Annotated in this window: 7 protein-coding genes and 1 pseudogene; 3 read left to right on the top strand and 5 right to left on the bottom strand. The window is 68.7% G+C overall.

Features of this window, described 5'->3' with window-relative positions:
* Nucleotides 1-45 precede the first annotated feature (45 nt).
* The 4 genes from AC3EUV_RS38000 to AC3EUV_RS38015 all read right to left on the bottom strand — a co-directional run bounded on the left by AC3EUV_RS38000 (nt 46) and on the right by AC3EUV_RS38015 (nt 3,828).
* Entirely contained in the window at nt 46-261 is a 216-nt protein-coding gene (locus tag AC3EUV_RS38000) for a DUF6243 family protein (protein ID WP_387234487.1), read from the bottom strand.
* A 325-nt stretch (nt 262-586) separates the two neighbouring features.
* Nucleotides 587-1,711, bottom strand: a complete 1,125-nt coding sequence (locus AC3EUV_RS38005; protein WP_432147107.1) for a catalase family protein — start codon at nt 1,709-1,711, stop codon at nt 587-589.
* Nucleotides 1,712-1,765: 54 nt separating this feature from the next.
* Entirely contained in the window at nt 1,766-3,118 is a 1,353-nt protein-coding gene (locus AC3EUV_RS38010; RefSeq protein WP_432147106.1) for a Dyp-type peroxidase, read from the bottom strand.
* A gap of 119 nt (nt 3,119-3,237) precedes the next feature.
* Nucleotides 3,238-3,828 carry a hypothetical protein gene (locus AC3EUV_RS38015; RefSeq protein ID WP_432147105.1) on the bottom strand — a complete coding sequence of 197 codons (591 nt, stop codon included), beginning with the start codon at nt 3,826-3,828 and terminating at the stop codon, nt 3,238-3,240.
* Between the two features lie 261 nt (nt 3,829-4,089).
* Between AC3EUV_RS38015 and AC3EUV_RS38020 the strand changes: the two genes are divergently transcribed.
* Nucleotides 4,090-6,291 (top strand): FUSC family protein, encoded by a 2,202-nt coding sequence (locus tag AC3EUV_RS38020; RefSeq protein WP_432147104.1) that lies wholly within the window; start codon nt 4,090-4,092, stop codon nt 6,289-6,291.
* A gap of 51 nt (nt 6,292-6,342) precedes the next feature.
* On the opposite strand, the gene AC3EUV_RS38025 is transcribed toward AC3EUV_RS38020, so the two are convergent.
* The gene (locus tag AC3EUV_RS38025; protein ID WP_432147103.1) at nt 6,343-6,765 is read right to left on the bottom strand and encodes a helix-turn-helix domain-containing protein; all 423 of its coding nucleotides are present in this window, start codon (nt 6,763-6,765) and stop codon (nt 6,343-6,345) included.
* Between the two features lie 179 nt (nt 6,766-6,944).
* Between AC3EUV_RS38025 and AC3EUV_RS38030 the strand changes: the two genes are divergently transcribed.
* Nucleotides 6,945-7,460: a DinB family protein gene (locus AC3EUV_RS38030; RefSeq protein WP_435604872.1), complete on the top strand. Its 516-nt coding sequence runs from the start codon at nt 6,945-6,947 to the stop codon at nt 7,458-7,460.
* A gap of 55 nt (nt 7,461-7,515) precedes the next feature.
* Nucleotides 7,516-7,633, top strand: a pseudogene (locus AC3EUV_RS38035) (IS5/IS1182 family transposase); the annotation flags it as partial.

A 7,633-nucleotide genomic window follows, 5' to 3' on the forward strand; every position in this document is an offset into this window, starting at 1 on the left:
CCCCCCCCCTGCCCCGTGCGGTGCCGCCCTGCTGGGGCTAGTGCGTCAGCTCTGTGCGGTGTCGTCGCCCGCCTGCCCGGCGCCCTCAGCTGCGCCTGCCTTCTCGCGCATCTTGCGCACCAGCTCCGCCTTCTGGGCGGCTGCACCCTGGCGGTCGAGGTTGCGGTGCGGACCGTTGTTCTGCCGTTCGGCGCGGGACAGCCTCTTGCGCTGGCCGCCGCCCATGCCCACGGGGTTGTTGATGTTCTTGCTCACGGTCACGGGTTCTCCCGGTAGTGATGTGAAGTGATCTACGGATTCATCGGTGGGGGATGGGCGGCGACGTCGAAGGACGACAGCAGGGGCCCATCACGCTCTCACTCGTAAATCGGCGTCTGGAAGAACATGACAAAGACGTTACCCGGTTCCGCCGGCCCCGCGCACCAACCTTTTAGCCGCCCCGGCGTCGGCCGGGCCTTCGGTGGGCGTCCGGGGCAGCCGTTTCCTTCCGAGAATCTCAGCACAGCAAGCACCCGCCGGTGGTCGCCGAGGGGCGACTGCGGTCGGTGGGGTTGCTGTACTTCTCTGCTGTACAGCCCGGGCCGGCTCATAGGCCGAGCGCCTCATCAACACTGCGCGGCTCCGTGCGCGGCTGTTCGTTCAGTTTGTGGCGTTCGATGGAGGAGCGTCGGTAGACCTCCTTACGGGTCCGCATGATGTTGCCCAAGGGGGCGTGCTCGGCGGTCGCCCGCCATGGTGTGAAGGACAGCGCGTCCATCTTCGCCAGATGCTCGGGGCCGGAGATGTCCTGCTGCGGCATCCGCAGTGTGGCCACCGTGACGAAAGGTGAGAGCTTCTCGGGCCACTCCACCGTGGTGTCCTCCACCGGCATCAGCTCCAGGTCGGTGCAGAGCTGCACCTGGATGTGGAAGGTGTAGGGACGCTCCAGCAGCTCGGTTTCCAGGGCGGGCCGGTAGACCTCCGGTGCCGAGGCCGTGTCGAGGGAGCGCCGGACCACCGCGGCGGCGGAGTGCGGGTCGGGCGCGACGCGCACCTTGGCGATGTAGTCCCCGTGCCGGACCGCGCCCATGGTCCAGAAGGTGGAGAGCAGTACGTTGACCGGCGGGATCCGGGACAGGCTCAGGTAGGCCAGGAACTCGTCCCAGGCCCAGTCGTCCTGGGTCAACGTTCCCTTTCCCGTCACGAAGTCGGCATAGAAGCGATGCACGCCGGCTCGCCCTTGGGAGAAGTAGGCCGAGGTGTTCAGGAACAGTTCCTGGATGAACAGATAGTGCTCGACCGTGTTGCAGAAGAAGACGGGCGCGTTGATGAGGGCGTAGTCGAACGTGCCCGAGTCCGGCTCGTCCTCCAGCAGGGTGGGGCCTTGGACATCGAACATCTTCAGCGCCAACCCGGTGGCACTGCCCAGGCGCGCGTCGGCTCCTGCGTGGGGCGAGCCGTTGGAGAAGCGGACGAGCGCGTCGTGGGTCCCCGGAGTCGCGTAGATACCCTGGGCGTACTCCTCGGGAAGTCCGTCGAGGACCTCCACCTGCCCCCGGACCAACCCATAGCCCTTCGCATGGGCGTCACGGAGTGCCTGCCCGGTGCCGCCGGCCTTGACCGACTCGGTGACGTAGCTCTCGGTCTTCTCGATCACCGACTGAAGGTTCTTCTCGAAGTGGGGATCATCATCTTCGACGTCCGGCGTGTAGCGAACGAACTGTGATGCCATGACTTCGGCCTCTCCTCGGAGAGCGTGCGGCTGCCGCAGGCGCCAGAGTCGCTCTCAGTCCTCCAGCTCGGCGAGCCAGCGAAGAGCGCGCAAGCTCGGCAGGAAGCAGTACTCACCGCCGCGGGTGACCACGAAACTGGGCAGGTTCCGCAGACGGCGTCTGATCGGCTTCTCCGGGATCGTGACGCTGCCGGTTCCACCGTGGTGCCCTGCTACCGGGTCCTTCTCGCCGGGACTGCCGATGAAGTTGCCGTCGTTGACCCACTCGGACTTGATGAACTCGAACTGCCGCTCCAGATGGGCCCCGAGGAACGCGCCGATCAGTCCCCGCTCGGCGCCGTCGTCCTCCAGCACGCCGTCCGGCAGCGGCGGGCCGTAGGTGGTGCCGCGACGGATGAGGCGGTGCATCCGTGCGTCACCGATGATGGTGGCGTCGCGCGGGTTGATGCGCCGGATGTGCGCACCCGCGGGACAGCGGAACCCGCGGTCGTCGTTCTCCCGATACAGGAAATCGTTGTTGCGGCGCCAATCGGCCCCAAGCTCCGGATCATCCCGCTCCGGCGCCAGTTCCAGTGGCGCTCCGCTGGGCCAGCGCCCGACCATCTTTGCGGCCAGGAGAGCCTCTTCCTCGGCGCTGGAGGTGTTGGCCCGCAGGTACTGACGCCAGGCCGCCACATTGGTGTGGATCTTGCGGACAGCGACGTAGGTGCCGTTGCGCCCCAGCAGGTCCGGAGTGGGCATCGCCGGCACGTGCCCGGTCTCGTCGGGGTAGCCGAGGATGAACTCACCCGCCTTGATGGGGACTTCCCGAGGATTGGAGCCGGGCAGCTCCACCCCTTCGATGTTCGGTTGGCTGATGCCGTCGCGGAAGCCAAGGGTGGTGCGCCCGGTCGGGAGTTGGCGGACATCCTGCTGCCAGATCACCCGGACACCGGACGTGCCCTGGTAGGCGGCGCGGGCCCGCTGCAACTCCTTACCCAGTTGCGCCTCATCGGAGGCGAGGACACTCAGCGCGATATGGACATCCCCCGTTCCGAACGGCGTCTCCCAGTGATCCGGGGCACTGTCGCCCACGTCGCCGATCAGATCCGCACGGGCCGCCATACCCTCACGGAACGCCTGCGGAAAGCTGTCCAGTGACTCCCGGGGAACTCCAAGGGCGGCCAGCCCCTGGTAGGTGAACGCCACCGCCACCCAGGCATCCTGTTCAAGGTCCACGCCGGGCAGACCGCTCGCGGTCACCGGGATCAGCTGCCGCAACAGAGCACGCCCCGCGTGGCGATCGTCGACCCGCAGGAACAGGTACTTCCCCACGTACGGCACGGGCCGTGGCCGCACCGCCCCGCTCTGCACGTCTTCGATCTCGACACGCACACTGGCCGTGCCGCTGTTCGCCGTCGCGTCCATATCGCTTGTGCTCCGCCTCGGTCTCTGCCTCGGCAGCTCCGCGCCGGGCGGGCCACGCCCGCCAACGCGGTCCACCGATGTCGGATCTGCTGTGCCGATCAGGCCGGGGCCCGGCCCGTCTATGCCGCCGCTTGCTCCAGCAGCTTCTGGAACGCGGGTGTGCCTACCAACTTCGCGTTGGCGGGGTTCTCCAGCGCCTCGCGGAACTCAGGCGTGTCCAGCACGTCCTGGAACGCTTCGTTCACCCGCTGGTCCTTCCAGATCTGCTGAACGGTCAGATCGGGATAGGAGCTGTCGAAGATCTCCGCAGGCGCCTGGTGTTCGACGAACCAGTCCTTCACCCCGGGGTCGCTCACTCCGGGCCACCCCTCGCTGTGCGAGAAGATCCGGTCGAAGTTCTGCCCGACCACCGTCTTGCCGAAGTCGTCGATGTAGGTGTCCCAGGAGCCGTCGAACACGCTGGCGAACATGAACCGCGTGTCGTCGTCGAATATCACGTGGCGGGCGTCGTGCAGGGTGCCGATCTGATGCATCGCGACCCGGAATCCCTCGTCGTCATGCGTGGCGGACAGTTCGGCGAGAAGATCGCGCAGCGGTTGCGCATGTCCCGGCTTGATCTTGGTGAAGACGGTGAACTCGCTGCACACCCCGTCCGACGCTCCCGGGCGCTCAGGGTGGGCCTGCTGGGTTCCACCTGTCGTGGCAGCCATCGTCGTCTCCTCCTGCCAGCTGTCGGTCCGAGGACGACCGAGCGCTCGCACAGGAGACAGAGCCGCCCTCACCACCAACACTGCCCCCACCCACCCCTCCCCGCATCCCGGCCGTGGGGGACGCGCGGCAAGGGGCGGATCAGGTGTCGGGCCCTCGGTTCCTCCCGCCTGGCCTCCCGGGTGAGGTCGCCGGTCGTACCTGCCCGGCCTACGGTGAACGCGAGCGGACGTTTCTCCGGACGGTCGACGAGGAGGCCGCTGGTGTCCCGTCGCGATGATGGGCTGGAATGGCTGCGGGCCCGTGACCCTGGTCTGCGTGCGGTGCGGCGTTCGGCGCGGGTGGCCCTTGTGGCGTGCACGGGGTTCTATGCGGCGCGCTACGGCCTGGGGAACGATGTCGCGGCGATCTATGCGCTGTTCGGTGCTATCGCCACCGGCGGGATGTCCTTCGTCCCGGGTACGCCGCGTGAGCGCGCCGGCACGCTGCTGGCGGTGCTGCCGGTCGCGGCCGCGCTGGTCACCCTGGGCACGGTGCTCGGGGTGCACTCGTGGACGGCGGCCCTCGGGATGCTGGTGGTGGGCTTCCTGGTTTCGTACGTGGGGGTGGGCGCGCCCCGGCTGGGCGGGCTGTCGGGCGGCCTCCAGGCGTTCTACATCCTGGCGTGCTTTCCGCCCTACGCCCCCGCGACGCTGGCCTCGCGTCTGGCCGGGCTGGCGACGGGGGTGGTGCTGATGGCGACGGCGGAGATGTGGCTGCTGCCGGATCTCCTGCCGGGACGGTACGGGGACCGGCTGGCCGGCGCCGCGGCGACGGCGTCCGGGGTCCTGCGGGCGTTCGCTGCGGAGACGCGGTCATTGCCGCTCGACAGCCTGGAGCAGCTGACGACGGCGTCGCAAGAGCTGCGGCTGAGCAAGGTACCGGACGAAGAGCGCCCGACCTCGGCCTCGGCCCGGCACCGGGCGATCTGCCAAGGCGCCGCCTACATGCTGCATCTACTGGCCCAGATACGGCAGCTGGCACAGGACGCCCGCGATGCCTCCGGCGACCGCGATCCTGCGGCAGCCCGGCTGCTGGAAGCGTCGGCCACCGCATGCCATGACGTCGCACGCGGGCTTTCCGGCCAGGGGCCGGCGCCGTCCGATGCCCCCTACGCCGCCGCGGCGGCGGACTTCGAGACCAGCCGCATCCGCCCGGCGACGTGCTCCCCGAAGAACGCGGCCGTGGTGCGCAGCGGCGCGATCGCCCTGGACATCGCGCACACCGGAGCCTCCCTGGTCACGGCGGTGCGCATCGCGCTCGGCGCGCCCGTCCCTGCGGACACGACTCCGCCCGCGCAGCGGCCGGGCCCGTTCTGGTACGCCGGGCGTTCCACGCTCTCGCTCTACTTCCGTCGCCTACAGACCCATTTCACACCCCGGTCGGTGTACTTCCAGAACGCCGTCAGGATCGGGCTGGCCCTGGCGACTGCCCGGCTGCTCGTGGGCGAGCTCGACCTGGCCCACGGCCTCTGGGCGCTGCTGGCCACCATCACCGTGATGGGAACCAGCGCCACGGGAACCCGTACGGCGCTCTGGCCGGCATTCAGCGGCACCCTTGCCGGCGCCGCCGTGGTGGCCGTGATGCTGCACACCGTGACCGACCACGTGGCGGTGTACGCGGCCCTCCTGCCGCCGCTGTACTTGTTGGCGTTCTCCGCAGGGTCCGTGCTCGGCATGGGCTGGGGCCAGGCGTTCTCCACGATCGCGGCGGCCGCAGCCTTCGCCCAGCTCGGTCCCGCCGGGCCAGGGCTGGCCGCCGTCAGATTCACCGACGTCGTCATCGGCGGCCTCACCGGCGCCCTGATCGGGCTGCTGGCCTGGCCACAAGGCGGCGCCGGCGAGCTGCGCCAGGCTTGTGCCAGCCTGCTCGACCGGAGCAGCCGGGCCGTCACCGAGACCATCGCCGCCATCACTACAGGCGGTACGGCTGGCGACGCGCTGGCCCGGGCCCGACTCGCCCTGGTGATCGCGGAAGAGAGCTACGCGCAGTACGCCACCGAGCCCGACACCCCGGACCCGGCGCGCCCAGCTGACGAGGACTGGATGGCCATCCTGCTCGCCGGGAACCGGGTGACCACCATCGGGCAGAACCTGGCCAACCACTGCCCCTCGGGCGCGCTGGCGGCCTGGCCAGTCAGCGCAGCGCACCTGCGCGACGCCGCCCACCGTCTTCGGCTGACCGCACTGCCGCTGGTGAACGACCTGCGCTCCAGGAAGTCACGCCCTCCGCCCGTCGAGCCGCCGGACCCGTACGCGCCGACGGACCACACTGTCATCGCTGATGTGCTCGCGGCCGCGGACGGTCGGGCACCCGACCCGATGCTGTACTACGCCGTGGATGCCGCAATCTGGCTGGCAGGCCTGCAAGGAGTGGTCACGGCGATCCGTCCGGCCACCGACGGTCGGGCAGCGGTACCCGGTTGAACTGTGTCCGGAGACGATTTGCGAGATCTCCTCCAGCGCTGACCGATCAGGTCAAGGCATATAGCCCACGGCTTCGACCTTGTCGGACGCCGTGGGCTTCAGCTTGAACGTCTGCGTGCGGTGCGGGGCCAGGGCGAACGCCCGCCAGATCCGCGAGATGGCCGACTGTGACATTCCCGTGGCCGCGGCCATCGACCTGGTGGACCAGTGGGTCGCGTTCTTCGGGGTCTCTCCCAGCGTCTTGACGATCACACGCTCGACATCGGCATCGGTGATCTTCCGCGGCACACCGGGCCGCGGCTCATCGCACAGGCCGTCCAGGCCACGGTCGAGGAAGCGCCTTCGCCAGGTGCGGACCGTGTCCGGGGCGATCCGCAGCCGACGAGACACCTCCATGATCGAGAGCCCCTCGGCGCACTCCAGGACGATCCGTGACCGCAGAGCCAATGCCTGCGCGGTCGACCGGCGACGCACCCACCCCCTCAAGCACCGCCCGATGGGCATCAGTTAACGACAACAGCGGGATCTTCGGTCCAGGTCGACTCACACACAACCAAGACGAATCTCCGACTCAGGTCAATAGGGCCTGTCCGGCGGATCTTGGGGGCGAAAAACAGGCGGCAGTCGGAGACCGAGCGTCCTAACGTGCAGGCATGACACCTTCACTTGAGCGTCCCCCCTTGCAGGCCGATGAGCGCACCGCGCTCATCGGCTGGCTGGATCTCCAGCGGCAGATCCTGCGATGGAAGTGCGATGGCCTGAGCGAGGCCGACGCGCACCGTTCCGTCATCCCGACCTCGCCGGCGATGACGATGGCCGGGCTTATCAGCCATATGCGGTGGGTCGAGCACACCTGGCTGGAGGTGGTGTTCCTCGGCGGCGACAAGACGCAGAACCCGTCCTTTGACGAGACGGACGAGGGCGCCGACTGGCGCACCGATGGCGTCCCGCTGAAGCAGCTGCTCGTGCAGTACGAGGCCCAGTGCGCCCGAAGCAACGAGATCGTGGCCGGGGCCTCCCTGGACGACGTTGGCCGTCACCCTGACTTCCGCGCCGGCAGCGCCAACCTCCGTTGGATGCTCATCCACCTCGTCGAGGAGACCGGGCGACATGCGGGACACGCGGACATCGTGCGGGAGCTGCTCGACGAGGTGAAGGGGTACTACTAGGCAGTGTTTCTCGGATCTCCGGACGTGGGTGGGGTGTTGGGGTCAAGGTGGTTCCATGGGTCGTGGGGATTTAACGAATGCAGAGTGGCATCGGCTGGAGTCGTTCTTGCCTCCTGGTGGTGCGCGTGGGGGTCGGTGGAGTGATCATCGGCGGGTGATTAACGGGGTGCTGT

Source organism: Streptomyces sp. bgisy130 (assembly GCF_057708345.1).

Excerpts from the sequence above, each read along its gene's own strand:
- AC3EUV_RS38030 (WP_435604872.1), top strand. The coding sequence starts at position 6,945 with ATGACACCTTCACTTGAGCGTCCCCCCTTGCAGGCCGATGAGCGCACC.
- AC3EUV_RS38010 (WP_432147106.1), bottom strand. The coding sequence starts at position 3,118 with ATGGACGCGACGGCGAACAGCGGCACGGCCAGTGTGCGTGTCGAGATC.
- AC3EUV_RS38015 (WP_432147105.1), bottom strand. The coding sequence starts at position 3,828 with ATGGCTGCCACGACAGGTGGAACCCAGCAGGCCCACCCTGAGCGCCCG.
- AC3EUV_RS38005 (WP_432147107.1), bottom strand. The coding sequence starts at position 1,711 with ATGGCATCACAGTTCGTTCGCTACACGCCGGACGTCGAAGATGATGAT.